This window comes from [Mycobacterium] manitobense (assembly GCF_025821665.1).
GTDB classification, from domain to species: Bacteria; Actinomycetota; Actinomycetes; order Mycobacteriales; family Mycobacteriaceae; genus Mycobacterium; species Mycobacterium arseniciresistens.
In genome coordinates, this window is record NZ_JACKSJ010000093.1 from 63,031 (window position 1) to 86,642 (window position 23,612).

The window sequence follows — 23,612 nt, forward strand, 5'->3', positions numbered from 1 at the left end:
TCAGTCCCGCAGCTCGATGACGTCATAGGCGCCGTCGGCGTGGCGGGCGCGGATCGTCTTCTTGTCGTACTTGCCGACGCTGGTGCGCGGCACCTCGTCGACGAACGTCCAGCGCTCCGGCAGCCACCAGCGGACGACCTTGTCGGCGAGGAACTCCCGCAGCTCGGCGGGATCGGCGGCCGCGCCCTCGTTGAGCACCACAGCCGCCAGCGGGCGCTCCTGCCACCGGTCGTCGGGCACGCCGACGACGGCCGCCTCGAGCACCGCCTCGTGCGCGATGAGGTGGTTCTCGAGTTCGACCGATGAGATCCACTCGCCGCCGGACTTGATGACGTCCTTGGCGCGGTCGGTGAGTGTGACGAAGCCCTGCGGGTCGACGCGGCCGACGTCGCCGGTGCGCAGCCATCCGTCGTCGAACTTCTCGCCGTCGCGGCCGCGGTAGTAGCCGCCGGTGATCCACGGCCCGCGGACCTCGATCTCGCCGACCGCCTTGCCGTCGTGCGGCAGCGGGTTGCCTTCGTCGTCGACGATCCGCACCTCGACCCCGCACGCCGGGCGGCCCTGCGACGCACGCTGCATCCACCGCTCGTCGTCGCTCACGCCGGGAGTCGGATGCGCCACGGTCGCGAGCGGCGATGTCTCGGTCATCCCCCACGCCTGCACGATCCGCACACCGAGCTGCTCGTAGGCCCGCATCAGCGAGACGGGCACCGCCGACCCGCCGCTGGTGATCAGGCGCAGCGACGAGATGTCGTGCCCCGAAGACGATTCGATCCGGTGCAGGATGTCGTTCCAGATGGTCGGCACCGCGCCGGCGACCGTGGGCCGTTGCGACTCCACGACGTCGATCAGCGATGCCGCGTCCATGAACCGGTCGGGCAGCACCAGATCGGCGCCGGCCATCAGCGCCGCGTACGGCAGACCCCAGGCATTGGCGTGGAACATCGGCACGATCGGCAGCACCGAGTCGCTGTAGCCGATGCCCGACGCGTTGGCCGTACAGGCGTTCATGGAGTGCAGGTAGCTCGAGCGGTGGCTGTAGACAACGCCTTTGGGATTGCCGGTGGTGCCGCTGGTGTAGCACATGGCCGCGGCCGAGGTCTCGTCGATCGCCGGCCAGTCGAAGACCGGGCGTTCACCGGCGATGACGTCGGCATAGCGCAACACCTTCATGTGCGGCGAATCGAGCCGGTCGAGGTCACCGTCGCCGACGGCGATCACGGTGTGCACCGTGTCCAGCAGCGGCAGCACGGGCGCCAGCTGAGCGACCAGCGAGACGTCGGCGATGACCACCCTGTCCTCGGCCTCGTTGGCGATGAACGCGATCTGTTCGGGCGACAGCCTGATGTTCAGCGTGTGCAGCACCGCACCCATCGACGGCACCGCCAGGTAGGCGGCCAGGTGTTCGGCGTTGTTCCACATGAACGTGCCGACGCGTTGGTCGCCGGTGACGCCGAGCCGCCGCAGCGCGTTGGCCAGCCGGGCGGCCTGGTCACCGAGTTCGCGGTAGCTCATCGTGCGGTAGCCGCCCTCGCCGGTGGCGGTGGTGACGGTGCGGTCGCCGTTCACGGTCGCGGCGTGCCGCATGATCGCCGCGATCGTCAACGGACAGTCCTGCATGGTGCTGCGCATCGAACGCCTCCCCTTCGGTTGGGCGCGATGCTAATGCGGGGGCGGCGGTGGAGTCCGCCGATTGGTGCTGTCGAACGCCCGGGCTCCGGAACGTTTGGGCTTCCGCCGGCGATGTATTCAGAGGATGGTTGAGGTGAACCAGGAGGTTCGGTCATGAATGCGAAGACAGCACTGGGCGCGGCGGTACTGGCGATGTGTGCGGTGCTGGCCGTACCCGCCGGTCTCGCGTCGGCCGAGGAAACGGCGCTGGAGACCATCACCCGCTACGAGGACGCCGGTTACACGGTGAACATCGACCGGGTCGGTTCCGCACCGCTCGACCAATGCACCGTCACCGGGATCCGCAATCCCCAAGAGACCACACGGCTGGAACCCAACAACGGTCAGTACCGATGGTGGGACGACGACTACGACGACAGGTTGATCGAGGTCGTCATCCGCACCATCTCCATCTCGCTGAATTGCTCACGCTGACACCCTCAGCGTGAGCAGTCCACCGAGACGGTGATCGTCTGGCGTCGGTTGTTGCCGGTGGCGAACGGATTGTCGCCGTCCTCGTCGCGCAGGACGAAACCGGCCTGCCTGCGCGGGTTCTTGATGTCGGTGACGACGCACTGGTCGATCGGCGCGCTGCCCAACCGGTTGACCTTCACGTCGAAACCCTGCGCCTCGAGGGTGGCGATGGTCAGGTCCGCCGATTCGGCGGCCGCCTCGGCCACTGCCGCCGGTGCGAGGATCGCCGCGCAAGCCGCGGCCGCGATGCCGGTGGAGATCAACAGGTAGGTCCTCATCGTCGTGCCCTTCATTCGTCGTTGACTGCTTCAGAAGGGTCGACGGGCGAGGCGCCGAAAAGGTTCATCGCAACGAAAAGCCCGGCCGAAACGTGTCGGCCGGGCTCTTCGCTTGTCGCTCAGGCGGTGACGGTCTGACGCGTCTGCTCGTGGTCGTCGTCCACCATGGTGAGTTCGTCGAACGGATCGTCGCCGCGCAGGACGGAGTCGACCCTGCCCTTGTCGATCGTGTGGGTCCACGAACCGACGAGGATGGTGGCGACGGCGTTGCCGGAGAAGTTGGTCAGCGCGCGGGCTTCGGACATGAACCGGTCGATACCGACGATCAGGCCCACCCCGTCGAGCAGGTCCGGGCGGTGCGCCTGCAGGCCGCCGGCCAAGGTGGCCAGGCCGGCGCCGGTGACCCCGGCCGCACCCTTGGACGCGACGATCATGAACACCAGCAGCCCGATCTGTTCGCCGAGCGAGAGCGGGTCGCCGAGTGCTCCGGCGATGAACAGCGACGCCATCGTGAGGTAGATCGCGGTGCCGTCCAGGTTGAACGAGTAGCCGGTCGGGACGACCACGCCAACGGTGCTGCGGTCGACGCCGAGGTGCTCCATCTTGGCGATCAGGCGGGGCAGCGCGGACTCCGACGACGAGGTCGACACGATCAGCAGGTACTCGCGGGCCAGGTAGCGGACCAGCTTGAAGATCGACACGCCGGACACCACCCGCAGGATGACGCCGAGCACGCCGAACACGAAGATGATGCAGGTGATGTAGAAGCCGAGCATCAGGCCGAGCAGTTGCGTCACCGCCGACCAGCCGGTCTGACCCACCACGTTGGCGATGGCGCCGAACGCGCCGATCGGGGCCAGCCACAGGATCATCACCAGGACCTTGAACACCAGCTTCTGCAGCGAGGCGATGGCCCGCAGCGCCGGCTCACCGGCGGTGCCCATGCCCTGCAGCGCGAATCCGACGAGCAGCGCGACGAACAGCGCCTGGAGCACGCTGCCGGCGGTGAGCGAGGAGAACAGCGTCTCGGGGATGATGCCCTGGACGAAGTCGAGCATCCCGCCGGACTCGTGGGCCTTCTCGGCCAGCTCGGCGCCCTTGCCTGCGGTGCTGTCGGACAGGTTCAGCCCACTGCCGGGGTGCAGGATGTTGCCGACCACCAGGCCGATGGCGAGGGCGAAGGTGGACATCGCGAGGAAGTAGACGAAGGCCAGGCCACCGACCTTGCCGACGGTGGCGGCCTTGCGTACCGATCCGATGCCCAACACGATCGTGCAGAAGATGACGGGGGCGATCATCATCTTGATCAGGTCGACGAACATCGTGCCGAGGATGCCGACGCTCTTGCCGACCTCGGGGGCGAGCAGGCCCACGATCACACCGGCGACCACCGCGACGATGACGCCGATGTAGAGCCAGTGCGTGCGGTCGCGGCGCTTGGGCGGCGCCGGCGGATCGGGTTGCGACGGCGGGGGCGGGTCCAGGGTCACGCTCATGGCTCTTCTCCAAGGTCGACAGCGAATGTGATCTGCAAGTAGGTTCGGCGAGGACGTGAGCCAGGTCACGCTTTAGTTCATTAAGTTCGGGCGTGCGCTGTAGTCGGGATGTGAACGCGGTCGGCGACCGGAGGCGGTGAACAGGTGAACTGGGCGGTCGGCGCCGGGGTGGTCGGCGTGGTGCTCGTCGCCATCGCCGTGTGGTGGCAGGCCAGGCAGCGGCCGGCGGGGCCGGGCGGGGCTCGGGTCGACTGGTGGACGTGTCCCCGGTGTCGCTTCCTCTGGTACACCGTCAGCCCACAACGGGTGGTATGTCCCGCCTGCGGCGCCACCATCGACGACGAGGACTGAGTCGACCGGTTCCTGCTGGAGGACGCGGTCGACGATGGTTCACTACGGGCAGCTGAGAGGACGTATGGGCGCTTTGGACAACCACGTGAGGACACCGGACGGACGCGTGCTGGCGTACGTCGAGGTCGGCGACCCGGGTGGACCCTTGGTGCTGCACAACCACGGCGGTCCCAGCAGCAGGCTCGAGGCGCACCTGTTCGCCGACGCGGCGACGGCGCGTGGGTTGCGGTTCGTCTGCGTCGACCGCCCCGGCTTCGGGCGCTCCACCCGGCAGCGCAACCGGACCTACCGCGGCTGGACAGAGGACCTCGTCACGGTCGCCGACGCCCTGGGCCGCCACGAGTTCGGTGTGACGGGCTGGTCGGAGGGCGGCCCGTGGGCGCTGGCCGCCGCCGCCTACCTCGACCCGGCACGGCTGCGCCACGTCAGCAGTCTGGCCCCGGGCAGCTACGGCGCCTTCGGTGACAACTGGGCGGCCGGCCGGCTGTCGAGAGCCGACGCGTTCGGCGGCACCCTGGCGCTGCGCTTCCGGCCGGGCTTCCATCTGATGTACGCAGCGGTCGGGTTGACGGCCACCCGCTTCCCGCGGAGTTACCTGAAAGAAGTGCGCAAGGCCGTCAACGACTACGACCGGGAGATCCTTCAGCAGGCCCACAACGCGGCCGCCTTCGCCGACGCCGGCGCCGAGTGCTTCGCGCAGGGCAGCGAGGGATTGGTGCGCGACGCCGATCTGCTGTACCGGCAGTGGGCTTTCGACGTGACGGCCATCGAACGTCCGGTGCATCTGTGGCAGGGACTCGACGACCGGCTGGTCCCGGCGTCGATCAACGAGACCGTGGCCGAACGGATGCCCGGCGCGCAGTGGCATCCGGTACCCGGGGCAGGGCATTTCGTCGCCGTCGGCTGCGCCGACGAGGTCTTCGCAATCGCCGCAGCGGATCTCGGCGCGGACTAGGCGGGCGCCCGGTGCGGTGGACAGCCTGGCCGCGGTCACTGGCCGGTCAGGCGATCGCGATGCAGATCGTGGTGATCGCCGTGATCGTGCTGGCCGGCAGCGTGCTGGCGCTGCTGGACGCGCGCCGCGACGGCGACGAGGCCGCGCGTCAGCAGGTGATCGCCATCGCCACCGCGCTGGCCGACGCACCGTCGACGGCGTCGGCGATCGAATCCGGCACTGCCACAGCGGCTCTGCAACCGGTCACCGAGGCGGTCCGGATGCACACCGACATCGCGTTCATCACCATCATGGCGCCCGACGGCATCCGTTACACCCACACCGATCCCCGCCAGATAGGCGGCCGCTACCTCGGCACGACGGAGCCCGCCCTGCGCGGTGAGACGTTCAGCGAGGTCTACACCGGCACGCTGGGTCCGTCGATCCGGGCGGTCGCGCCCGTGCGCAACGGGTCCGGTGAGATCGTCGGGCTGGTCTCGGCGGGGATCACCCAGCAGACCCTCGCGCAGCGATGGCGTGGCCAGGTCCCGACGATCGCCGCGGTGAGCGTTGCGGCGCTTGTGGTGTCGTCGCTCGGGCTGTGGCTCGTCCGGCGACGCCTGCTCCGGCAGACCCACGGCCTGCGGCCCGACGAACTGCGGGTGATGTACGAACACCACGACGCGATCCTGCATTCGGTGTCGGAGGGTCTGATCGTGCTCGACCGCAACGGCGTCGCGCTGGTCAACGACGAGGCCCGCCGCCTGCTCGGGCTGCCGCCCGGCCCGGTGGACGCCTCGGCCCTGCCCGACTTCCTGCGCGCCCACGACCCCGGTGTGCGCGACGAGGTGCACGTCACCGACGAACGGGTGCTGGTGGTGAACCGCTCGCGGGTCGCCGAATCGGACTCCGAGGTGGTGACGGTCCGCGATCGCACCGAATTACAGGGTGCGCTCGGCGAACTCAGCTCCCTGCAGGTGCTCGCCGACTCGCTGCGCGCGCAGGCGCACGAAGCCGCCAACAAGCTGCACACCGTCGTCACCATGGTGGAGATGGGCAGGCCGGAGGACGCGGTGACGTTCGCGACCCGCGAGCTGGAGCTGTCGCAGCGCCTGGTCGACCGGCTCTCCGAGGCCGTCGGCGAGCCGGCGCTGGTGGCGCTCCTGCTCGGCAAGACCGCGCAGGCCGACGAGCGGGGCATCGCGCTGACCGTCACCGAGGACACCCACCTGCCGTCGGATGCCGACGACGTGCCGCTGACCGGTCAGGAGATGGTCACGGTGCTGGGCAATCTCGTCGACAACGCGATGGACGCGTGCGACCGCGACGACCCGTGGGTGGAGGTGACCGTGACCCTGGACGACGACACCCTGCTGATGCGGGTGGCCGACAGCGGGTCCGGGATGGACGCCGAGGCGTTCCGGCGGGCGATGCAGCGCGGATACTCGACGAAGTCCGGCACGGACGCCGACCAGCACGGCCTCGGACTCGCGTTGGTGGCGCAGGTGGTCGACCGCCATCGGGGCACGCTGACCGCCGACGTCACCTACGGTTCGGTGGTGACGGTGACCGTGCCGCGGGAGGCGTCGTGATCTCGGTGCTGATCGTCGAGGACGACCCGTTGATCGCCGAGGCGCATCAGGTGTATCTCGGCCGGCTGCCGGGGTTCACGACGGCGGCCGTCGCGCACACCGCGCGCGACGGCATGCGGTTGGCGGCCGAGGCAGCGGCGTCGGACGCTCCGATCGACCTCGTGCTGCTCGACATCGGACTGCCCGACGCGAGCGGGATCTCGCTGGCGTCGGCACTTTCGGGGTTGCGGCCCGCACCCGACATCATCGCGATCACGTCGGAGCGGGATCTGGAGATGGTGCGCGCCGCGGTGTCCCACGGCGCGCTCGCGTACCTGCTCAAGCCGTTCACCTTCGCGGCGTTCCGCGACCGCCTCGAGCGCTACCGCCGCTACCGCGACGCGTTGCCCGCAGGCACCGACGCGGCCAGTCAGGTCGAGGTCGACCGGGCACTGGCCGAACTGCGGGTCACCACCGACAGGTCGGTGACGCCCAAGGGTGCGGCCGCGGGCACCACCGACGAAGTCGCCCGCATCGTCCGCGACGCCGACGAGGGTCTGACGGCCGACGAGGTGGCCAGGCAGATCGGGGTGTCACGGGTGACGGCGTGGCGCTACCTCGAGCGGCTCGCCGACGACGGCACCGTCACTCGCGCCACCGACTACGGAAAGGCCGGCCGCCCCAAGACCCGTTACGAGTGGCGCTGATCCCGGTCAGACGGCGACGAGTTCGCGAGCCTGAGACGGGATGCGGTCGGTGGCCGCGGTCTGCGAGTACACCAGCGGCTGCATCGACGTGACCGAGAACGCGGTCACGGTGCCTGCGTAGTCGGCGACGTAGAGCCGGCTGCCGTCGGCGCTGAGCGCGATGCACGACGGGCGCGCCTCCACCTGGACGGTGTGGAGCACTTCGTTGGTCCGCGTGCACAGCACCGCGACATGGTTGTAGTCGACGATGTAGGCCCGGCTGCCGTCGGCGCTGAGCGCCAACTGCACCGGCGCGCGGCCGATCTCGACGATGCCGGTCACCTTGTTCGTCGAGAGGTCGACGGTTTCGACGGCGCCGCCGAGGGTGCGGTGTGACGTGAGCACGTAGGCGGTGGTGTCGTCGACGAGGGCGAGGTCGCGGATCGGGCCGCCGATCCTGACCGTCGCCACGATCTGGGTGGTCTCCACGTCGACCACCAGCAGGCGACTGCCCTCGGTGTCGGAAGCCGCGACGTAGAGGCGCTTGCCTGCCGCGTCGATGCGCAGCGCGTCGACGTTGATCCCGGGGCCGGTGGCCACGTCAACGGTGCCGGCCCGCTCGGCCGTGGTGTCGATGACCGCGACGTCGACGTGGTCGTAGCTGCTGCGGCCGGCGAAGACCTTCTTGCCGTCGGGGCTGACCGCCAGTGCGGTGACGCCGAAGGCCAACGGGTACTCGGCGAGCACCGACGCGCCGACCGTGTCGATCACCGCGACGCCGTCGGTGGTCGACGATGTCGTCGTCACGTACGCGCGGTCACCGGTCGCCGCGACGGCGAACGGCTCCCCCGGCGCCCGGACGAGGGCGGTGACCGCCGCCGCGTCGGCGTCGAGGACCGAGACCGCGCGCACCCCGAGGTGCGTCGCGACGACCGCTCCGCTGTCGGGGTCGACGGTCAGGTCACCGATGGGTCGGCCGATCGTGACCGATCCGATGACGGTGAGGTCCTGATCAGTGGTGACGACGTCTGACGACTCATCGTGTGTGGGCCCGCTCGCGCGGGTGAAGATATTTGCCATGGTGTTCGGCACCTCCGCCGGTATGGCTGTGCACCGGCTCTCGATTGCAGCTGTCTCTGCGCCCCCAGGGCGCGGTCCCGATCGAGTGTAGCGACGTGAATTGGGCGGATAAGACACCGAGTTCGCCGGGCCACGGCAGTAACGTTCTTTGCTCTCAGGCCATGCTTAAGAAACGGATCGTTATACAGTTGTTACCCTTCGACGGCGAAGATCAATATCACTCTGAGCTGGACTGATATTCTTACAGCAATTTCCGCTCGATCATTTTCGTCGTGTAAGCGACTAAGGCTTTCTTAGTATTCAGCGTGGAAGTGAGGGGTAAATCACAGGTGCAGGCCTCAGCAAACATCTGACAGCGACCGCCACCGCATGGGCCCTCGAGGTGGGGGTGGCCTGCGCGGGCAGATACCGCCCCTGGGTGTGTTCGCTGGGCCGTCGATAGAGGCGTCAGACCCCCGCGTCGGCCACCGATCGTGCGCCGACCGCCGGGACGATCCGCAGCTGAAGGGCGGCAGCCGTCGCCGGCCCGACCACCCCGTCGACGACCAGGTCAGGGGTGCGTCGCTGGAACTCCCGGACCGCCGCCTCGGTCTGCCGGCCGTACACGCCGTCGATCACCAGGTGCCCGCCGTACGCGGCATAGCCGTACTTCAGTCGCCGCTGCAGTTCGGCGACCTGAGCGCCCGTCGAACCGCGAAACAGCAGTGTGTCGGCGTACTGACCGATCGGCAGCCCCGGGGCAGGCGTCGGCGCGGACGCAGGCAGCACACCGATGCGCGCCTGTACGTCGCGGCGGAGCAGGTGCATGTCGATCGCTCCGGGATCCCACTTGCCCTGCGCCCGACCTGCGTACTCCTTGTGACCGATGGTGCGGTCCGCCGGGTGCGCCAGCCGCCGGTTGATCGCGGCACAGCAACGGACGAGGGCGAGATACTGCGCGTCGGGCCAGTTCATCCGGTGCGGCGCGGACGGGCCGGTGCCGCTGTTGGCGCATTCGATGCCGATCGTGTGCCAATTGCCCATGTTCGTCGGCAGCCAGGGATACATCCCGACGCCCGCATGCCAGGCCACGCCCGCGGCGACGACGGTGACGGTGCCGTCGCGCGCGACGTGCAGCTGTGAGAGCGGGCCGGGCAGATCGGGCCGTCCGTTCGCGATGGATGCGGCGTCGGCCCTGTCCGAACCGGTGTGGTGGACCATGACGCCGCGGATGTCGCGGAAGTCACCGTGCCCGCGTGTTCGCCAACCGGGATGTTCGACCGGATGCACGCCCTCTGTTCGCAGTACCTCGGCCAGCCACACCGGATTCCCGGTCCAGGAAGTCTGAGGCACCGGTAGCACCCTACCGGGGCGATTGAACTGCCCTGCAGCCGAATTGCCCGCCGGCGCCCGGCCTCACTGCAGGAAGCGGTGCGGCGAGTCGAGCCGTAGCAGGTCGGGGAATGCGAACGCGGGAACCCCGAGCAGCGCGGAGAGTTGCCTGGCGTACTCGCGGGCGATCGTCAGACCGTCACCCTGCTCGTCGAAGGTCCCGGTGAGGTCGACGGCGATGCGGCAGCCGAAGGTGTCGGTGACGGAGCGGTCGTCGACGACCGCCTCGAGCACACCATCGGGCAGCGGCAGGTCGGTCACCGCCGCCCGCACCGCGGCTGGACTGGCCGCCATGTCGACGTAAACCGATGCGAAAGCCTCCACCGGCCCATGATCCCTGCCCCGGGGTGAACCCACACGTCGATAACCCTGTCGCTACTCCGTGTTCACCCACCGGCCACATGTCGCCAGAACCCGTGCGCGGCGACACTTCGGCCGCCGTTCGCCGGCCCGAAACCTCGCGGCGGTAGCTTCGCCGAGTGTGATCCTCGCGGCGGGCCCGGAGTTCCTCGATCCGATGTACTGGCTCGGCGAGGGCGGACTCTTCGCGTCGGCGATCGTCGTCGGCGTCATGGTCATCGTGTTCATCGAGTGCGGCCTGTTCTTTCCCTTCCTGCCCGGCGACACGCTGCTGTTCACCGCCGGCGTGATCGCCGCACAGGCAGCGGCCGACGTCAGCATCTGGACGTTGATGCCGTGCGCCACCGTCGCCGCGATCGCGGGCAGCCAGTGCAGCTATCTCGTCGGGCGACGGATCGGGCCGAGGTTGTACGAACGCCCGGACTCCCGGATCTACAAGCGGCGCTATCTGGCCGAGTCACACGACTTCTTCGCCAGGTACGGTCCGAAGATCCTCACCATCACACCGTTCATCGGCGTTGTCCGCACCTTCACGCCGGTGGTGGCCGGGATCGCAGGCATGCGCCACACGGTGTTCACGGCTTTCAACGCGATCGGTTGCGTCATCTGGGGTTTCGGATTGCCCGCGGTCGGATACCACCTCGGCAACGTCCCCTTTGTCTCGCGCCATCTCGAACTGCTGGTGCTGGGGATCGCGTGCCTGTCGTCGCTACCGGTGATCGTCTCTGTCACCAAAGTGATGCTGACGCGACGTCGCCGCGCCGCCGATCCCGAAGCCGGGTCACTTCCCGCAGACGTCGGGTGAATCGCCGCGCGGTGGCGCGCCGGCGGGCAGGGTGTAGTTGACGACCACCGTGGCGTCGACGGGGCCGTCGTTCTCGACGCGGTGCGGGACGCCGGCCGGGATGAACACCGCCTGGCCCTGGCCGTACCGCACGACGGCGCAGCCGGGCGCCTGCTGCAGGGCGACACCGCCTGCGGTGATGACGGAGAACTCCGTCCCGTCATGGGTGTGCCAGCCGCTGTCCGCCCCCGGCTTGAGCACGAGGTTCTGCACGATCAACGTCGTCGGCCGTCCGGCCTCGGTGACGATGGACACGGGCGCGTCGGTGACGCCCTTGGCCAGATCGGTGCGGAGTACGTCCCCCTCCGGAGGAGTGGCCGCGGCCGACGCACTGAATGCGGCGGCGCAACCGATCGCACCGATCACCACTGCGCAAAGTCGTTGGATCTTCATGCTTTCCTCTCCCCCGGATCGTGCGAAGAATCGTAGATCAGTCGCATGGTCGGCGGTGAGAGTTGTCGACGCGTGTGACCCGGCGCAAAGGACACTAAGGCCGCCGCCTGAGAGACGAGCTAGACCCGTCCCGCGGCGAACGCCGCGGCCTGATTCACCAAGCCGTTCCGAACGTATGCCGCGTGTGCCCCCATGTCCCAGCCGCCCTGGAAGCAGATCGGGTCGTTGGGCACGCAAAGGTCGATGAGCTTGCCGGCGTAGGCCGGCGCGATGACCGGCGACGGGCCGGGCGACAGGCTGTCGGCGAATGTGCTTCTGGGACCGCCGAAGTCGGCCACCGCTGCGACGTGGTCGGCCACCTCGGGCGGCAGTTGACCGGTGGCCATGTCGATGACCGCAGCACCCTGGGAGTACCCGCCGAGCACCATCCTGGTGTTCGGGCAGTTCGCCGCCGTCGCCTGGATGCGGCCGGCGGCGTCGCGGGCACCCGCCGGTGTGCTGGAGTCGAAGTCGTTGCTCGCGGGATAATTCACCGCGTACACGCCGAGCGAACGCGAACCGAGTTGAGAACGGAGCGCCTCGACGAATGCCCCGCCCGTGCCGCCCACGCCGGGCGGTTCCGTGGTCCCCCTGGCGAAGACCACCTCCACGTCCGGGCAAGGTGCGGCGACCGCGTCGGGCGCGACAGTGGTGATCAGCGCAAACAGGGCGGCCGGTGCCAACGCAGAACCGATGATTCGAAGCTTGTCCAAGGTCATGCCGGTATGTCGCGCGGCGCGCACGAAACGTGACAGTCTTTGCCAAATCCACAATAGGCGAGCGCTTCTGGCGGGCGTACGCTTGCCGCATGTCGGCCATGATGATCGTCATCGGCGTTGCCGGGCTGGTCGTCGCAGTCGTCGCCGGAGCGATCGTCATCTCTCGTCGGTCCCCCCGCAGAGCTGCGGGGGGACACAGCGATTGGGGCTTCTGGATGGTCGGCGGTGGCAGTGACCACGGCGGTCACGGCGGAAGCGGCTGCGGAGGCGGTGGCGGCTCTAGTAGTGGCGGCGGCGGGGGCGGCTGTGGCGGCGGCGGCGAGTGACCTGCCATGGGCGCCTGGATGGTTCTGGCCGGCATGGTGATCGTCGTGGCGCTCGGGATGGCAGCGCTGCTGGTACCGAGTCGGCATGACGGCGGCGGCACGAGGAACAACGCACTCGAAGAGCGCCATGACCGCGGCCACGACGAGTGGACCGGTGGCTTCGGCGGCGGTAGCGGCGGTGGCGGCTGCGGCGGGGGTGGCGGCTGCGGCGGCGGCGGCAGCTGAGCCGGCGCATTCAGCGGCTGACGTGCGCTCCGGCGTCGCGTGGGAGCCGAATCGTCTCGACCAGGGTGACGGCCAGCACCGCACCCAGCACCAGGTACGCCGTCTGATACGACGCGAGAACGCTGAGTAGCAGTGCGGCGACCGCAATTCCGAGTCCGGCCGCCAGCTCCTGGACCGATGCGTTCAGCGTGTTCCCGTGCGTGAGGTCGTCGCCTTCCACGTCGGAGAAGGCCAGCGTGGCATAGGCGGTGAATCCGATCGAGCGCAGCGCGCCACTGACGAACAGGATCACCGCGATCACCGCGACGGGCAGTCCGGGCCGCATCGTCGCCAACAGCCCGAACCAGCCGACCGAGGCTATTCCGTTGACCAGCAATACCTGTCGGATGCCGAACCTGCGCATCAGCGGAGTGGTGGCGGGCTTGATGCTGAGATTGCCGGCGAACAATGCGGCGACCATGAGGCCTGCCGCGACCGGCGACCACCCGAAGACGAGCTGGAACTGAAGCGGCAGCAGGAACGGCACCGCGGTGATCACCATGCGGTACAACGACCCGGCTGTCACGGTGACCCGCAGCGTCTGAACGCGCAATACCGCGAGTCGCACCAACGGCTCCGGCACACGCAGGAGGTGACGGAACGCAGAACCCAGCAGCACCAGGGCAGCCGCGCCGCCGATCCCGACGAACCACCAGTCGGTTCCGCTCACGCGGATGTGTTCGAGTGAGATCAGCGCAGTGGCGATTCCCGTGCCGATGATCAGCATGCCGCGCCAGTCCAGCGACCTCGACGACGACGTCGGACCACCGCGAACGAGGCGAAGCGCCAACAGGAATCCGATGATTCCGATCGGAATGTTGATCAGGAAGATCCATCGCCACGATCCGTAGGTCGCGATGGCGCCGCCCAGCGCCGGCGCCAGCACGGGCGCCGTCAGCGCGGGCCAGGTGAGTAGGGCGATCGCCCGGACCCTGTCCGACTTGCCGGATCGGCGCAGCACCGCCAGCCGCCCCACCGGCACCATCATCGCGCCGCCGACCCCCTGCAGCACCCGCATACCGACCAGCATCGGCAGTGTCGTGCTGACCGCGCACCCGACGGAGGCCACGGTGAACAGCGCGATGGCGGTGATGAAGACCCGCCGTACGCCGAACCGGTCGGCCATCCATCCGGTGGCGGGGATGAGGACCGCGACCGTCACCATGTAGGCCGAGATGGCGACGTTGACGTCGACCGCCGCGACGCCGAACGAGTCGGCGATCAGCGGGATGGCCGGCGCGATGACCGTGGCGTCGAGGATCTCCATGAAGAAGGCACCGGCCACGAGCAGCGCCATTCCGCGCGGGAAGGCAGACGGCGTGGACATCGCGGTCAACATAGTGCGCCCCGCCGCGACGCGGCGAGTCGCTGCACGATCGAGCAGGGTCTCCCCCGGTCGGCGCGGTGCCGTTCTCCGCGATCAGGTGGACGCGCGTGACCCGATCACCGTCACCGCTGCATTAGGTTCTCGATGAACGAATGTGCGGCGCCGCATGGCCCTCACCAGCGGTAGTCAAGGAACTTCCCGTCGAAGGTGACCACCACCCGATCGCCGTCGGGGTGCGGCCGCCGCCCGAATTCGATGTTGAAGTTGATGGCGCTCATGATGCCGTCGCCGAACTCCTCGTGGATCAGCTCCTTGAGCGCCGGACCGTACACGGCGAGCGCCTCCTGGAACCGGTAGATCGTCGGGTCGGCGAGTGCCGCCGGGTCGATGCCCCGGCCGGGTTGCCGCTGCAGGCTCTCCGAGACCGGCCCGTCGAGTTCGAGCAACGCACACACCTTGTCAGCCTGCGCGGCCGTCATCGGGTGTTGACCGAGCAGCGCGGCCACCGTCCACACCAGCGGCGCGTCGATCTCGGCGGCGACGTCCGCCCAGCTGAGCTTCTTGCGGATACGGGCCGCCACCACGAGTTCGGCCGCCTCGGACTTCGGCATGATCGGTGTCACGAACGCGCCCCGTTCGTCTCGAGCGCGATCGCGACCGCCGCAGGCACGTCGGGCACGACGGTGCGGGGCGCCGCAGTGCGCGCGTGGGTCGCGAACAAAGTGAGCCCGACGAACGTCACGCCACCCACGATGTTGCCCACGATCGTCGGGATCTCGTTCCAGATCAGGTAATCGCCGATCGAGAAGTCACCGCCCAGCATCAGGCCCGAGGGGAACAGGAACATGTTGACCACGGAGTGTTCGAAGCCCATGTAGAAGAACAGCATGATCGGCATCCACATCGCGATGACCTTGCCCGAGACGCTGGTCGACATCATCGCGGCGACCACTCCGGTGGACACCATCCAGTTGCACAGCACGCCGCGGATGAACAGGGTGAGCATCCCCGCGGCGCCGTGTTCGGCATAACCGACGGTGCGGCTGTGACCGATCTCGCCGAGTTGCTGCCCCACGGCGTTGGGATCCACGCTGAAGCCATAGGTGAAGACGATGGCCATCAGCAGCGCGACCAGCAGTGCCCCTCCGAGATTGCCCAGGAACACCAGTCCCCAGTTGCGGAACATCGCCCGGACGGTCACTCCGCGGCGCTTGTCCAGCAGCGCGAGCGGCACCAGCGTGAACACGCCGGTGACGAGGTCGAATCCCATCAGGTAGAGCAGGCAGAAGCCGACGGGGAACAGCACCGCACCGAGGAGCGGATTGCCGGTCTGGACGGTGATGGAGACGGCGAATGCGGCGGCCAGGGCGAGCACCGCGCCCGCCATGAAGGCGCGGATGAGGGTGTCCCGGGTGGCCATCAGCGCCTTGGTTTCTCCGGCTTCGATCATCTTGCCGACGAAGTCGGGCGGACTGACATAGGACATGACTGACCCTTCCGAGAGAAAACGGTTTCGAGCAGCGTCGCGCAGGGCTATTTCAGGAAGGGAACGTGACTGCTGCGCCGATGTTGCGGGCTCCGCACAACGCCGACCCGCGCGCTGTGAGCTGAGGGCTCGAATACCGCGACGGCGCGCCGCGTCGGTGCTGCAATGGCGGGATGAAGATCTCGAGGACGGGCCTCGCCTGCGTCGCCATGGTCGCGGCGACCGTCACCACCGCTCCGATCGCGTCGGCCGTCGATCCCGTCGCTCCGCCTGACTTCGTCTCGCTCAGCGACGTCGACCCCACGATCCTGATGGACATCCGCTACGCGACGCCGCACAACTTCACCGGCGATCCGGTCGACGGATACCGCGCGCCCATGTGCATCCTCACCCGCCCGGCGGCCGAGGCGCTGCGCCGCGCGCAGCAGCAGTTCCTCGAGGACGGTTACTCGCTGAAGGTCTACGACTGCTACCGGCCGCAGCGCGCCGTCAACGACTTCGTCGCATGGGCCAACGATCCCCTCGACCAGCGGATGAAGGCCGAGTACTACCCACGGGTGGACAAGTCACAGCTGTTCGCCGACGGGTACATCGCCGACAAGTCCGGCCACAGCCGGGGCAGCACAGTGGATCTCACGCTCGTGGCACTGCCCGCGCAGTCGGCACCACCGCCAGCCCCCGGCCGTCCGCAAGTCGACTGCACCGCCCCCCAGCCCGAACGGTTCCCGGACAACGGCATCGACATGGGCACGGGCTACGACTGCTTCGACACGCTCGCACACACATTGGATCCGAGGGTCCAGGGCGACCAGCTGAAGAACCGGCTCCGCCTGAAGGACGGCCTGGCGGCGCAGAGCCTGGAGAACTACCCGAACGAGTGGTGGCACTTCACCTTCAAGCCGGAGGCTCATCCGGACACATACTTCGACTTCGTCGTCGACCCGTCCTCGCTGGCCGGAACCTCGCGAGGCTGAGGCCTCGCGTCACTGCTCGATGAGGCCCGCCGACCGGGCTGACCCGACGACGCGTTCCCACCCGATCATGCCGACGGCGATCAAGGTGATCGCGGTGGCGAAGCCGGCCAGCGAGGCGACCACGTGCGCCCACTGGCCCGTGGCGTACATGAGGGCGAGCAGCATCACCATGAACGCGGCGGCGAGGGCGGTTCTGGCGGCCAGGGCGCTTCGCCACCATCCGCGACGTCCGTTGCCGGACGCTGCGTCGGCGGACCTCCGGCGGGGTGCGATCGAGGCGGTCATGACACCACTGTGCGCGCGAGTACTGAGGGAGCTCGAAGGGTTGCTTGTGGAAATCCTCTGGATTGCTGAGCGATCGCTGGGTCCAACCGGTTACCGCGCACGACGTACGTCATCGGCAATGTCACCCCGCGGTGGCGCAGGCTGAGTAGCGTGATCCACATCACAGGTCGAAGCCTCGGCTGATCCCTCAGTACGAGAGAGGTACTGATCATGACGACGACCGATCACGCCGACCAGCCCGCCGACGCCGCCGCACCCAAGACGGCCAAGGGCGGCCTGGTGTACCCGGGGATGGGCCTGCTGTTCGTGGTCCTGATCTGCTGTTTCACCGCCTGGGGCGTCGCTGCCGACCTCACCACGCCGATGGTGGCGGGGTTCAAGCAGATCTTCGACATGAACACCTTCCAGGCGTCCCTGGTGCAGCTGGCGTACTTCGGGGCGTACTTCCTGCTGGCAATCCCGGCGGCGTTCATCAACGAGCGATTCGGATACAAGGCCGGCCTGCTCTCGGGCGTACTGCTCGCCGCTGCGGGGGCGATGGCGTTCTATCCGGCCAGCAAGATCATGACCTACGAGGCGTTCCTGATCGCGCTGTTCGCCATCGCGGCCGGCTGCTCGATCCTCGAGACGTCCGCCAATCCCTACGTGCTGTCACTGGGTCCCGAGGAGACCGCGACCCGACGGCTGAATTTCGCGCAGGCGTTCAACCCCGTCGGCACGAACATCGGTGTGCTCCTGGCCGCCACCCTCATCCTGCCGAAGCTGGACGAGCCGGTGAACATGGCCAATCTGACGCCTTCTCAGGAACACACCGTCCGGGCCGGCCAGCTCGGCGCCGTGATGGGGCCGTACCTGGGCCTCGGCTTCGTTCTCATCGCGATCGGGTTGGTGATCGCGATCAAGAAGTCACCGCCCATCGTCGAGGAGTTCGAGTCGGGCGACCTGGACAGCAGGCGGCCCCTGAAGATCCTGTTGTCGAACAAGCGCTACGTCTACGGCGTGATCGCGCAGTTCTTCAACGTCGCCGCGCAGGTCTGCACATGGACGTACCTGATCCAGTACTCGCAGCAGGCGCTCAACGGTTCACTGGAACTCGGCGGCTATCTCCTGCAGGTCAGCCTGATCGTGTTCCTGATATCCCGGTTCGTCATGACGTGGGTCATCGGCCGGATCCGCGCCACGAAAGTCCTGATGGTGCTCGGCGCACTCGCGGTGCTGCTGTGCGTCTTCGCCATGTTCTCGCCGAACGTGGCGGGTGTGGCGGCTGTCGTCGCGCTGTCGTTCTGCCTGTCGCTGATGTTCCCGACGATCTACGGCGTGGCCCTGCAAGGCCTCGGTCCGGCGATGAAGTTCGGCGCGGCCGGCCTGGTGATGGCCATCGTCGGCGGCGCCGTCATGCCTCTCATCCAGGGCTGGCTGCTCGACGAGACGAGCCCGGCGTTCTCGTTCATCGTGCCCGCCTTGTGCTTCGTCGTCGTCACCAGTTTCGCCGTCTTCGATCTGAAGGCGACGCCGAACCAGGTTGGAGAACGATCGGCATGAGGCGATATTGGTTCATCACGCTGGCATTCGTGCTCGCCGCCTGCAGCGGCGGGCAGCAAGCCAACTTCTCTGAAGCGACCGACCGGCTGGAGGTCGTCTCCTGGTGGGCTTCGTCCTCGGAACGGCCCGCGCTGGACGTGCTGCTCGACGCCTTCACATCGGCCCATCCCGACGTCGAGATCGTGGACGGCGCCATCACCGGCGGTGGTGGCAGCAATGCGCAGGTCGCGCTCGCCGCACGCCTGCGGGCCGGTGATCCGCCCGACGTCTGGCAGACGTTCCTCGGCAGCTCGCTGCGGGCCTGGGTCGACGCCGGCCGCATCGCCGACGTGTCCGCCGTGTACGAGCGCTCCGGCCTGGATCGCACCATGCCGCAGGCGCTGCTCGACGCGGCGACCTATCGCGTCAAGGCCTGGGGTGTGCCGACCGGCTCGCACCGCGGAAACGTGTTGTGGTTCAACCAGCGGATGCTGCGAGATGCCGGAGTGAAGGCACCTGGCCCCGGATACTCGACGGCCGCGTTCGAGGCAGACCTCGCGAAGGTGTCGGCAAGCGGGCGGACCGCATTGTGCCTCGGCGCCAAGGACAGGTTCACCGCCACCGAACTGTTCGAGAACACGCTGCTCGGGGCCATCGGCACGGACGGCTGGTCGAGGGTTTCCGACGACTCCTTCGACTGGCGGGGAAGCCAACTGCGACAGGCGCTCTCGGCGTTCGCGCAGATCGTCTCGTACGCCGACCCGAATGCGGGCGGGCTGACGTGGGACCAGGCGGCGAAGAAGCTGGCCGCCGGACAGTGCGCCTTCCTGTCGATGAACGATTCGGTCTACGGCGAACTCGTGGCGAACAAGTCCGTCGAGGGCAGGGACTTCGGGTACGTGCCGTACCCCGGCACGGCCGGGGCGTACCTGGCGATCGTCGACACCTTTGTGGTCTCCGCCGAGGCCGAGGACGGCGTCAATGCCATGGACTTCATGGCGACCGTCGCGGACCCGAAGACGTCGTTGGAGTTCAACCGGGCGAAGGGTTCGGTGCCGATTCGCGACGACGTCGACGTGTCCTCGTTGCCCGCCTACCAGCGGCAGGCCTCGCAATCGCTGTGGGAGGACAAGGTCGTTCTGTCGATCACCCACGGCGAACTGATGTCCACCGACTTCCAGCAGGCGGTGTACGACGCCGTAGCCGCGTTCGTCGGCAGCAAGAACCAGGACGCCTTCATCGACACCCTGCAGAACTCGATCGAGGTGCCCGTCGCGGGACGGTGACACCGGGCGGCATGGCACGGAATAACGTGACATGTCACGCAGTTGTCACGGGTACGGCGGAACGGTCCGCCCGCGACAGTCGAGGAGTACCCGTGAATCAGCTCACTGGAAAGACAGCTCTTGTCACCGGCGGAACGTCGGGCATCGGCCTGGCGACGGCGCAGAGGCTCGCGGCCGAGGGAGCACACGTCTTCCTCACCGGTCGGCGGCAGAGCGGTGTCGACGAAGCCGTCGCCTCCATCGGTGCCGACGCCACCGGGGTGCAGGGTGACATCACCGACGCCGACGACCTCGAACGGCTCGCCGGCGCCATCCGCGAACACGGCGAGGGGCTGGACGTGGTCTTCGCCAACGCCGGTGGCGGCGAGTTCGCCACCTTGGCCGACGAGACGCGTGAGCATCTGTTGGACACGCTCACCCGCAATGTCGGCGGCACGGTGTTCACCATCCAGAAGGTGCTGCCGCTGCTCAACGAGGGCGCATCGATCGTGCTGACCGGTTCGACGGCGGCGTCCGCCGGAGTGCCCGCGTTCGGCGCGTACGCGGCGTCCAAGGCGGCGATCCGCTCGCTGGGACGTACCTGGGCGGCCGAGCTGGTGGACCGCAAGATCCGGGTCAACACCGTGGTGCCCGGCCCCGTGGAGACGCCCGGACTGAAAGGGCTGGCGCCCGACGGCCAGCAGCAGGCGCTGCTCGACGGCGAGGCCGCCAACGTGCCACTGGGCCGCCTGGGACGGCCCGACGAGATCGCCTCGGCCGTGGTGTTTCTGGCGTCGGATCAGAGCAGCTTCATGACGGGGACCGAGCTGTTCGTCGACGGCGGCTCGCGCCAGCTCTAGTCCGGCCTCGGCAGAGTGCCGTGCCGCAGGAGGCTCTCGTAGACGACGGCCAGCGCGTCGGCCAGGGCGGTCTCCTGCGCCGGGTCGAGATCGGCGAAGAAGGCCTGCGCCACCCACGCGGCGTGCGCCGGCGCGGCGGCGCGCAGCTCGCGCCAGCCGGCGGCGGTCAGCACCGCGTCGGTGGCGCGGCCGTCGGTGTCGGACTTGACCCGCTCAACCAGGCCCCGGCCCGTCATCCGCTGGAGATGGTGTGACAACCGGCTGCGTTCCCACCCGATGGTGGTGGCCAGGTTGGTGAGCTGAGCCCGTCGTCCCGGCGCCTGCGACAGCGCGTTCATGACGGTGTAATCCCCCAGCGAGACGTTGGAATCCGCGAGCAGCTGACGGTTCATCTCGTACTCGAGGCGGTGGTACACCCGCATGTAGTTCAGCCAGGTGCGCTGCTGAGACTCGTTGAGCGGATAGGGTTCACGCTTCGGCACCGCGACACGTCTCCGATCAACAGATGGGTGACCTGTCACGCATCCTATCGCCGTCAGGCGAGAGCGTCGGACCGTCCGGCGTGCAGCCGCGACCATTGCGCTGTCGGCCGGCCGTCATGGCGGAACTGCTGCCCGTCGGTCCCGAAGGGCTGCGGCCAGCCCTCGGGCGAGTCCTCCCACGTCTCCTGGCGCCCGTAGACGGTGAGGTCCAGCAGGTGATAGCTCGTCGCGCCCGCCTCGGTCCCGCGACCGGTGTTCCAGTAGGTCTCGAAAACCCTTGTGCCGTCGCGAAGGTAGCTGACGTACGCGCCGAAAGACCGTCCTGCGAGTAGCTTCTCGGCCCCGTCACGCAGCGAGTACCAGGGCATGGGCCAGCCCATGAACTCGCGGTAGCGGGAGCTCTCGGGGTAGGGCCCCTGGCAGAACGTCGCATAGGTGACGTCGCGATCGTGCAGATAGGACAGCTCCTGCGCGTGACCGGTGAAGAAGGTGCAGCCTTCGCACTGCTCGGGAGCCGGGTTCCCGTCGTACCACATGTGCAGGTACACGAGAAGCTGGCTGCGGCCCTCGAAGACGTCGATCAGAGGAATCTCACCGTCGGCGCCCACGAGGGGTGTCGACGCGTCGACCTCGACCATCGGCAGCCGACGTCGTGCTGCCGCGATCGCGTCTCCCTCCCTGGTGTGCGCTTTCTCGCGCACCAACAGCCGGTCGATTTCGGTCTGCCACGTCTGCCGGTCGACGACCGGGGGCAGCGGGCGGGCGTTCTCGGTCGTGTCCATGGTTCGTCTCCTGTGTCGATCGCCTGTACACGGTCCATAGAGGTAGACCCCGGCGCGCCTGAGAATTCATCGCCGCGGATGCAGGGAGCAGTGCGTCGAGGTTGGCACCGACGTCGGTGCACACCGGTAAGATCGAACACATGTTCGATACGATGTCCGATGCGGAGGTGGCGGAGGCCATCGAGGAGTCCGCACGGGCCTGCGCGGCGTCGGACGCCCACCGGCTGGCCGCGATCGCCGAGCTGGTCAGTCGCCGAATCGATCTCGACGGAGAACGCGAGTACTGGGCGTGTGACTTCTGGGACGCCGCCTCCGCCGAAGTCGCCGCCGCCATGGGCATCAGCGCACGCGCGGCCGCCCGGCACATGCACATCGCCCTCGCCCTGCGTGACCGACTGCCCAAGGTCGCCGCGCTCTACGCCCAGGGATGGATCAGCTCCCAGCTGATCTCGACGATCACCTGGCGCACCCAGCTGGTCGACGACGACGCGGTCGGGGCCGTCGATACCGAACTCGCCCGGCGGGCGGGCAGATGGGGACCGCTGTCGGTTTCGCGCCTGGAACAGGCGATCGACCAGATCATCGACACCCACGATCCCGGCGCCCGCCGCCGCACCCGCACCGCCGCGCGCACCCGCGACCTGACCATCGGCGACCGCAACGACGTCACCGGCATCACCTCACTGTGGGGGCGGCTGTTCGCCACCGACGCCGCCCTCCTCGACCACCGCTTGACCGAAATGGCCCGCCAGGTCTGCGACCAGGACCCCCGAACGATGGGGCAGCGCCGTGCCGACGCCCTGGGCGCGCTGGGCGCCGGCGCGCACACCCTGGCCTGCCAGTGCGACACCCACGACTGCCCTGCCACCACCGAGGACGGCCGCGCCACGCACGTCGTCATTCATGTGGTCGCCGATCAATCCGCGCTTGATGCGCGCCCCGATCCGGCCATGCACGGCGACCACGACACCCCGGCAGCCGCACCCGAACCGGCCGAGAGGCCCAGGGCGGCGCTGATCGTCGGCGGAGGCATCATCCCTGGCCCACTGCTGGCCGAACTCATCGCCCGCGGCGCCCGCGTGCGCGACATCCGCACTCCGTGCGAGGCGGCCGAGCAGCGCTACCGGCCCTCAGCGGCGCTGGCCGACTTCGTCCGCATGCGCGACATGACGTGCCGCTACCCCGGCTGCGACCGCCCCGCGGTGATCGCCGACATCGACCACACCGTCGCGCACCCCCGCGGCCCGACTCACGCGTCGAATCTCAAATGCCTGTGCCGCCATCACCATTTGCTCAAGACTTTCTGGGCGGGCTTCTCGGATCGACAGCTTCCCGACGGCTCGATCACCTGGACCACCCCGGCCGGGCGTACCTACACCACCCACCCCGGCAGCCGCCTGTTCTTCCCCGACTGGCACACCACCACCACCGAGTTGCCCCCACCGACAGCCACATCACCACCGGCCCGCCGCGGAGCGATGATGCCCCGCCGCCGACACACCCGCGCCCAGGCCCGCGCTCAACGCATCAAAGCCGAACGCGCCCTGAACGACCCCTACCTCGCGCACCGGAACAAACCACCACCGATGTGACCGCACTGTCATGCGCTCACCCCGAGGGCGTGTTCAGGCCTCGGGCGAGATGACGAACGTCGTCTGCTGGAACAAGCTGTCGGCGCTGCCGATCGCCGCCCCCCGGGTGGCCAACACCGTTCCCACCAGGTTCGAATGTGTCGCGAGTTCGGGGCGTGGTTCGACTGGTAACTCCTGGACG

The 23,612-nt window shown here is 68.4% G+C and carries 27 protein-coding genes; 13 read left to right on the top strand and 14 right to left on the bottom strand.

Annotated elements, in window-relative coordinates:
* A complete protein-coding gene (locus H7I41_RS12070; RefSeq protein ID WP_264012818.1) occupies positions 1–1,632 on the bottom strand; it encodes a long-chain fatty acid--CoA ligase in 1,632 nt (543 codons plus the stop codon).
* Between the two features lie 153 nt (positions 1,633–1,785).
* Between H7I41_RS12070 and H7I41_RS12075 the strand changes: the two genes are divergently transcribed.
* Positions 1,786–2,106 (top strand): hypothetical protein, encoded by a 321-nt coding sequence (locus tag H7I41_RS12075; protein ID WP_264012819.1) that lies wholly within the window; start codon positions 1,786–1,788, stop codon positions 2,104–2,106.
* 5 nt (positions 2,107–2,111) lie between these two features.
* Here the strand turns inward: H7I41_RS12075 and H7I41_RS12080 are convergent, their stop codons facing one another.
* Together H7I41_RS12080 and H7I41_RS12085 are read right to left on the bottom strand one after the other, a co-directional pair.
* Entirely contained in the window at positions 2,112–2,423 is a 312-nt protein-coding gene (locus H7I41_RS12080; protein WP_264012820.1) for a hypothetical protein, read from the bottom strand.
* 119 nt (positions 2,424–2,542) lie between these two features.
* Positions 2,543–3,919 (bottom strand): cation:dicarboxylate symporter family transporter, encoded by a 1,377-nt coding sequence (locus tag H7I41_RS12085; protein ID WP_264012821.1) that lies wholly within the window; start codon positions 3,917–3,919, stop codon positions 2,543–2,545.
* 144 nt (positions 3,920–4,063) lie between these two features.
* Between H7I41_RS12085 and H7I41_RS12090 the strand changes: the two genes are divergently transcribed.
* The 4 genes from H7I41_RS12090 (at position 4,064) to H7I41_RS12105 (ending at position 7,482) form a co-directional block, all read left to right on the top strand.
* Complete coding sequence (locus H7I41_RS12090; protein ID WP_264012822.1) at positions 4,064–4,270, top strand: hypothetical protein; 207 nt, start codon at positions 4,064–4,066, stop codon at positions 4,268–4,270.
* Between the two features lie 85 nt (positions 4,271–4,355).
* Positions 4,356–5,225 carry an alpha/beta fold hydrolase gene (locus tag H7I41_RS12095; RefSeq protein ID WP_264012823.1) on the top strand — a complete coding sequence of 290 codons (870 nt, stop codon included), beginning with the start codon at positions 4,356–4,358 and terminating at the stop codon, positions 5,223–5,225.
* A 59-nt stretch (positions 5,226–5,284) separates the two neighbouring features.
* Complete coding sequence (locus tag H7I41_RS12100; RefSeq protein WP_264012885.1) at positions 5,285–6,796, top strand: sensor histidine kinase; 1,512 nt, start codon at positions 5,285–5,287, stop codon at positions 6,794–6,796.
* Positions 6,793–7,482: a response regulator gene (locus H7I41_RS12105; RefSeq protein ID WP_264012824.1), complete on the top strand. Its 690-nt coding sequence runs from the start codon at positions 6,793–6,795 to the stop codon at positions 7,480–7,482. Before H7I41_RS12100 ends, H7I41_RS12105 begins: the two co-directional genes overlap by 4 nt.
* 6 nt (positions 7,483–7,488) lie before the next feature.
* Here H7I41_RS12105 and H7I41_RS12110 read toward each other — a convergent pair whose 3' ends face one another.
* From H7I41_RS12110 to H7I41_RS12120, 3 genes are all read right to left on the bottom strand, one after another.
* The gene (locus H7I41_RS12110; RefSeq protein WP_264012826.1) at positions 7,489–8,541 is read right to left on the bottom strand and encodes an MmpL3/TtfA transport complex stabilizer; all 1,053 of its coding nucleotides are present in this window, start codon (positions 8,539–8,541) and stop codon (positions 7,489–7,491) included.
* Between the two features lie 447 nt (positions 8,542–8,988).
* Entirely contained in the window at positions 8,989–9,873 is an 885-nt protein-coding gene (locus H7I41_RS12115; protein WP_264012827.1) for a peptidoglycan recognition protein family protein, read from the bottom strand.
* Positions 9,874–9,936: 63 nt separating this feature from the next.
* Positions 9,937–10,236 (bottom strand): hypothetical protein, encoded by a 300-nt coding sequence (locus H7I41_RS12120; RefSeq protein ID WP_264012828.1) that lies wholly within the window; start codon positions 10,234–10,236, stop codon positions 9,937–9,939.
* 157 nt (positions 10,237–10,393) lie between these two features.
* On the opposite strand from H7I41_RS12120, the gene H7I41_RS12125 reads away from it, so the two are divergent.
* The gene (locus H7I41_RS12125; protein ID WP_264012829.1) at positions 10,394–11,077 is read left to right on the top strand and encodes a DedA family protein; all 684 of its coding nucleotides are present in this window, start codon (positions 10,394–10,396) and stop codon (positions 11,075–11,077) included.
* Here H7I41_RS12125 and H7I41_RS12130 read toward each other — a convergent pair.
* On the bottom strand, positions 11,054–11,509 hold the full coding sequence (locus H7I41_RS12130; protein ID WP_264012830.1) for a cupin domain-containing protein: 456 nt from the start codon (positions 11,507–11,509) through the stop codon (positions 11,054–11,056). The genes H7I41_RS12125 and H7I41_RS12130 overlap by 24 nt on opposite strands.
* 119 nt (positions 11,510–11,628) lie before the next feature.
* Positions 11,629–12,267, bottom strand: coding sequence for a cutinase family protein (locus tag H7I41_RS12135; protein WP_264012831.1), 639 nt, complete (start codon positions 12,265–12,267; stop codon positions 11,629–11,631).
* A gap of 89 nt (positions 12,268–12,356) precedes the next feature.
* Here H7I41_RS12135 and H7I41_RS12140 point away from each other — a divergent pair, with 89 nt between their 5' ends.
* Positions 12,357–12,593, top strand: a complete 237-nt coding sequence (locus H7I41_RS12140; protein WP_264012832.1) for a hypothetical protein — start codon at positions 12,357–12,359, stop codon at positions 12,591–12,593.
* A 6-nt stretch (positions 12,594–12,599) separates the two neighbouring features.
* Complete coding sequence (locus tag H7I41_RS12145) at positions 12,600–12,818, top strand: hypothetical protein (RefSeq protein ID WP_264012833.1); 219 nt, start codon at positions 12,600–12,602, stop codon at positions 12,816–12,818.
* Positions 12,819–12,828: 10 nt separating this feature from the next.
* On the opposite strand, the gene H7I41_RS12150 is transcribed toward H7I41_RS12145, so the two are convergent.
* The 3 genes from H7I41_RS12150 to H7I41_RS12160 form a co-directional block, all read right to left on the bottom strand.
* Complete coding sequence (locus tag H7I41_RS12150) at positions 12,829–14,154, bottom strand: MFS transporter (RefSeq protein WP_264012886.1); 1,326 nt, start codon at positions 14,152–14,154, stop codon at positions 12,829–12,831.
* A gap of 203 nt (positions 14,155–14,357) precedes the next feature.
* Positions 14,358–14,795, bottom strand: a complete 438-nt coding sequence (cynS, locus tag H7I41_RS12155) for a cyanase (RefSeq protein WP_264012887.1) — start codon at positions 14,793–14,795, stop codon at positions 14,358–14,360.
* 8 nt (positions 14,796–14,803) lie between these two features.
* Positions 14,804–15,670 carry a formate/nitrite transporter family protein gene (locus H7I41_RS12160; RefSeq protein WP_264012834.1) on the bottom strand — a complete coding sequence of 289 codons (867 nt, stop codon included), beginning with the start codon at positions 15,668–15,670 and terminating at the stop codon, positions 14,804–14,806.
* A 173-nt stretch (positions 15,671–15,843) separates the two neighbouring features.
* On the opposite strand from H7I41_RS12160, the gene H7I41_RS12165 reads away from it, so the two are divergent.
* Positions 15,844–16,644: a M15 family metallopeptidase gene (locus tag H7I41_RS12165; RefSeq protein ID WP_264012835.1), complete on the top strand. Its 801-nt coding sequence runs from the start codon at positions 15,844–15,846 to the stop codon at positions 16,642–16,644.
* 9 nt (positions 16,645–16,653) lie between these two features.
* Here the strand turns inward: H7I41_RS12165 and H7I41_RS12170 are convergent, their stop codons facing one another.
* A complete protein-coding gene (locus tag H7I41_RS12170) occupies positions 16,654–16,929 on the bottom strand; it encodes a hypothetical protein (protein ID WP_264012836.1) in 276 nt (91 codons plus the stop codon).
* A gap of 210 nt (positions 16,930–17,139) precedes the next feature.
* Here H7I41_RS12170 and fucP point away from each other — a divergent pair, with 210 nt between their 5' ends.
* From fucP to H7I41_RS12185, 3 genes are all read left to right on the top strand, one after another.
* Positions 17,140–18,471 carry an L-fucose:H+ symporter permease gene (gene fucP / locus H7I41_RS12175; RefSeq protein ID WP_264012837.1) on the top strand — a complete coding sequence of 444 codons (1,332 nt, stop codon included), beginning with the start codon at positions 17,140–17,142 and terminating at the stop codon, positions 18,469–18,471.
* Positions 18,468–19,736, top strand: a complete 1,269-nt coding sequence (locus H7I41_RS12180; protein WP_264012838.1) for an ABC transporter substrate-binding protein — start codon at positions 18,468–18,470, stop codon at positions 19,734–19,736. Before fucP ends, H7I41_RS12180 begins: the two co-directional genes overlap by 4 nt.
* Positions 19,737–19,828: 92 nt before the next feature.
* Positions 19,829–20,575 (top strand): SDR family oxidoreductase, encoded by a 747-nt coding sequence (locus H7I41_RS12185; protein ID WP_264012839.1) that lies wholly within the window; start codon positions 19,829–19,831, stop codon positions 20,573–20,575.
* Here the strand turns inward: H7I41_RS12185 and H7I41_RS12190 are convergent.
* Both H7I41_RS12190 and H7I41_RS12195 read right to left on the bottom strand, forming a co-directional pair.
* Entirely contained in the window at positions 20,572–21,057 is a 486-nt protein-coding gene (locus tag H7I41_RS12190; protein ID WP_264012840.1) for a MarR family winged helix-turn-helix transcriptional regulator, read from the bottom strand. The two genes, H7I41_RS12185 and H7I41_RS12190, sit on opposite strands and share 4 nt — an antisense overlap.
* 53 nt (positions 21,058–21,110) lie before the next feature.
* Positions 21,111–21,839 carry a DUF899 family protein gene (locus H7I41_RS12195; protein WP_264012841.1) on the bottom strand — a complete coding sequence of 243 codons (729 nt, stop codon included), beginning with the start codon at positions 21,837–21,839 and terminating at the stop codon, positions 21,111–21,113.
* Between the two features lie 140 nt (positions 21,840–21,979).
* Between H7I41_RS12195 and H7I41_RS12200 the strand changes: the two genes are divergently transcribed.
* A complete protein-coding gene (locus tag H7I41_RS12200) occupies positions 21,980–23,431 on the top strand; it encodes an HNH endonuclease signature motif containing protein (RefSeq protein WP_264012842.1) in 1,452 nt (483 codons plus the stop codon).
* Positions 23,432–23,612: the final 181 nt, after the last annotated feature.

Coding starts and splice junctions, on each gene's coding strand:
- H7I41_RS12070 (WP_264012818.1), bottom strand. CDS start 1,632: ATGCGCAGCACCATGCAGGACTGTCCGTTGACGATCGCGGCGATCATG.
- H7I41_RS12075 (WP_264012819.1), top strand. CDS start 1,786: ATGAATGCGAAGACAGCACTGGGCGCGGCGGTACTGGCGATGTGTGCG.
- H7I41_RS12080 (WP_264012820.1), bottom strand. CDS start 2,423: ATGAGGACCTACCTGTTGATCTCCACCGGCATCGCGGCCGCGGCTTGC.
- H7I41_RS12085 (WP_264012821.1), bottom strand. CDS start 3,919: ATGAGCGTGACCCTGGACCCGCCCCCGCCGTCGCAACCCGATCCGCCG.
- H7I41_RS12100 (WP_264012885.1), top strand. CDS start 5,285: ATGCAGATCGTGGTGATCGCCGTGATCGTGCTGGCCGGCAGCGTGCTG.
- H7I41_RS12110 (WP_264012826.1), bottom strand. CDS start 8,541: ATGGCAAATATCTTCACCCGCGCGAGCGGGCCCACACACGATGAGTCG.
- H7I41_RS12130 (WP_264012830.1), bottom strand. CDS start 11,509: ATGAAGATCCAACGACTTTGCGCAGTGGTGATCGGTGCGATCGGTTGC.
- H7I41_RS12135 (WP_264012831.1), bottom strand. CDS start 12,267: ATGACCTTGGACAAGCTTCGAATCATCGGTTCTGCGTTGGCACCGGCC.
- H7I41_RS12140 (WP_264012832.1), top strand. CDS start 12,357: ATGTCGGCCATGATGATCGTCATCGGCGTTGCCGGGCTGGTCGTCGCA.
- H7I41_RS12145 (WP_264012833.1), top strand. CDS start 12,600: ATGGGCGCCTGGATGGTTCTGGCCGGCATGGTGATCGTCGTGGCGCTC.
- H7I41_RS12150 (WP_264012886.1), bottom strand. CDS start 14,154: ATGGCGCTGCTCGTGGCCGGTGCCTTCTTCATGGAGATCCTCGACGCC.
- cynS (WP_264012887.1), bottom strand. CDS start 14,795: ATGCCGAAGTCCGAGGCGGCCGAACTCGTGGTGGCGGCCCGTATCCGC.
- H7I41_RS12160 (WP_264012834.1), bottom strand. CDS start 15,670: ATGTCCTATGTCAGTCCGCCCGACTTCGTCGGCAAGATGATCGAAGCC.
- H7I41_RS12165 (WP_264012835.1), top strand. CDS start 15,844: ATGAAGATCTCGAGGACGGGCCTCGCCTGCGTCGCCATGGTCGCGGCG.
- H7I41_RS12170 (WP_264012836.1), bottom strand. CDS start 16,929: ATGACCGCCTCGATCGCACCCCGCCGGAGGTCCGCCGACGCAGCGTCC.
- fucP (WP_264012837.1), top strand. CDS start 17,140: ATGACGACGACCGATCACGCCGACCAGCCCGCCGACGCCGCCGCACCC.
- H7I41_RS12180 (WP_264012838.1), top strand. CDS start 18,468: ATGAGGCGATATTGGTTCATCACGCTGGCATTCGTGCTCGCCGCCTGC.
- H7I41_RS12195 (WP_264012841.1), bottom strand. CDS start 21,839: ATGGACACGACCGAGAACGCCCGCCCGCTGCCCCCGGTCGTCGACCGG.
- H7I41_RS12200 (WP_264012842.1), top strand. CDS start 21,980: ATGTTCGATACGATGTCCGATGCGGAGGTGGCGGAGGCCATCGAGGAG.